Genomic DNA, 1,871 nt, shown 5'->3' on the forward strand with positions numbered 1-1,871 from the left:
CGCGCCACAGCGCCAGCGCCTCTCGCAGGAGGCCGGCCGCCGCCAGCGCGTCGCCCGACGTCAGCGCGGCCCTTCCGCGCCTGGCGAGCCGGGCGAAGCGGTGCGCGTCCACCTGTTCGGGGTCGGCCGCCAGGCGGTATCCGGTCGGATCCGCCAGCACGAGCTGCCGCGCCCGCGACTCCGGTACGGCTGGGCGCGGGGAGTCGTGGGCGCTGCCCTCAGCGAGCGCCGCGCCCTTCGCCAGTGCCGTGCCCTCCGCGAGCGCCGCGCCCTTCGCCAGTACCGTGCCCTCCGCGAGTGCCGCGTCTTTGGCTGGTGCCGTGCCCTTCGCCAATGCCGTGCGGAGCCGTGAGACCAGTGCCTGGAGGGCGTTGTCCACCACGCCGGGCGGGTCGTCCTCCCACACCCCCGCGATCAGCCGCTCGAACGGAACTGTCACCCCGGCGTCGAGCACGAGCAGGCCGAGCAGGGTGCGCAGGCGCTGCCCGGTGACCTCCACGACCTGGCCGTCGCGCCGGACCTCGAGCGGTCCGAGGACGGCGAAAGTCATCACTGTGTCCGAGCTCACCCCCTTCATGCCCTCGATTGTGGCGGATTTCGCGCCCTATACCGACCACCGACCCTCGCGAAACGGTCGGCGCATGCCCGATGGGCGCGTAGCATCGTGCGGCATGGGGCTGTGTAACACGACTGGACGCGTGGGACGCATCGCCGTCAGTGTGACGGCGGTGGGTGTCGCGCTCGCCACGTCGGGGTGCGCGCCCTTCATCAGCAGATCCGAGGCCAAGGAGATCGGGCAGATCAACGTCTCCAGCCCGGAGCTGCGCGAAGGCGAGCCGCTGCCGCGCGAATACTCGTGCCAGGGCACGCAGGCGAGCCCCCCGCTGCGCTGGTCGAGCGAGCCGCTGCCGCAGGCGAGGTCGACCGCGATCGTGGTCGACTCGCACTCCCCGTCGGCGTCCGCCGTGCAGTGGGTGCTCTACAACATCCCGGCCACCGTGACCGAGCTCGGGCCGGGCGCGGCCGACAGCCCGCCGGACGGCTCCGGCCAGGCGCGGGTGACCAGCGGCAAGGTCGGCTACCAGCCCCCGTGCGACAGAAACACCAGCTACCGGTTCACCGTCTACACGCTGCAGGCCAAGGTTCAGGTCAAGGAGGGCGCCCCCCTCTCCGACGTCCTGAAGGAGATCGCCGACAAGACGATCGCCCGTGGCCGGCTCACCGTGGTGCACATCGAGTGAGAAATCAAACACCGGGTGTAATAATCGTTACCAATTCTTCGCTTAGGGTGTGACAACGCTCGCAGTGGTCCGACACAATCAGATCCAATTGTCAGGCGCTGGTGATCAAAGGGGGCAGGTCGCGTCGATGGCCGCGCGATCTCACCGGTGCCAATGGGAGGCCATGGCTTGAGGGTGGTGCAATGATCGCGGTCGTAGTCAGCTTGGTCGCAGTCGTGCTCCTCGTGCTCGTCGTCGTGGCACTGGGCATGCGTTCGATGAACCGTAGGGAGAGTTCGCTCCCCCCGGAGCGGCTGAAGCAGATGGCCGAGAAAGAGGAGCAGACCCACGCTCGGTCGACGGACGAGTTCGCGGCTCACGAACCCCGGATGGCCAATTTCAGCCCCGATTTCAGCCCGATCGACGAGCCCAAGGCCAAGCCTGTGCGCACCGGCCAGCGTGGCAAACGTGGCGTCGACGAGTGGGGCAACCCCCGCTCGGACGAGGATGACGAGGAGTTCTGGGCCAACATTCGCAGTGACGCGGCCGAGGGCGGCTTCGGCGCGGGGGGCACGGTCGCGGCGCGCAAGGGCGCCTCGCGTCCCGTGGACCGCGAGCGGCCGTCCGAGCGCGAGCGGCCGTCCGAGCGCG

Annotated in this window: 3 protein-coding genes; 2 read left to right on the plus strand and 1 reads right to left on the minus strand. The window is 69.9% G+C overall.

The window, feature by feature from the left end:
• On the minus strand, window positions 1-577 hold a 577-nt coding region (locus DQW85_RS23630), incomplete at its 3' end, for an AfsR/SARP family transcriptional regulator (RefSeq protein ID WP_162795293.1).
• A 121-nt stretch (window positions 578-698) separates the two neighbouring features.
• Between DQW85_RS23630 and DQW85_RS23635 the strand changes: the two genes are divergently transcribed.
• Complete coding sequence (locus DQW85_RS23635; RefSeq protein WP_162795294.1) at window positions 699-1,241, plus strand: YbhB/YbcL family Raf kinase inhibitor-like protein; 543 nt, start codon at window positions 699-701, stop codon at window positions 1,239-1,241.
• 182 nt (window positions 1,242-1,423) lie between these two features.
• Window positions 1,424-1,871, plus strand: a 448-nt coding sequence (locus DQW85_RS23640; protein ID WP_162795295.1) for a hypothetical protein, incomplete at its 3' end; no start/stop codon positions are given.

It is taken from the genome of Nonomuraea lactucae (assembly GCF_003313395.1).
Lineage (GTDB): Bacteria > Actinomycetota > Actinomycetes > Streptosporangiales > Streptosporangiaceae > Nonomuraea > Nonomuraea lactucae.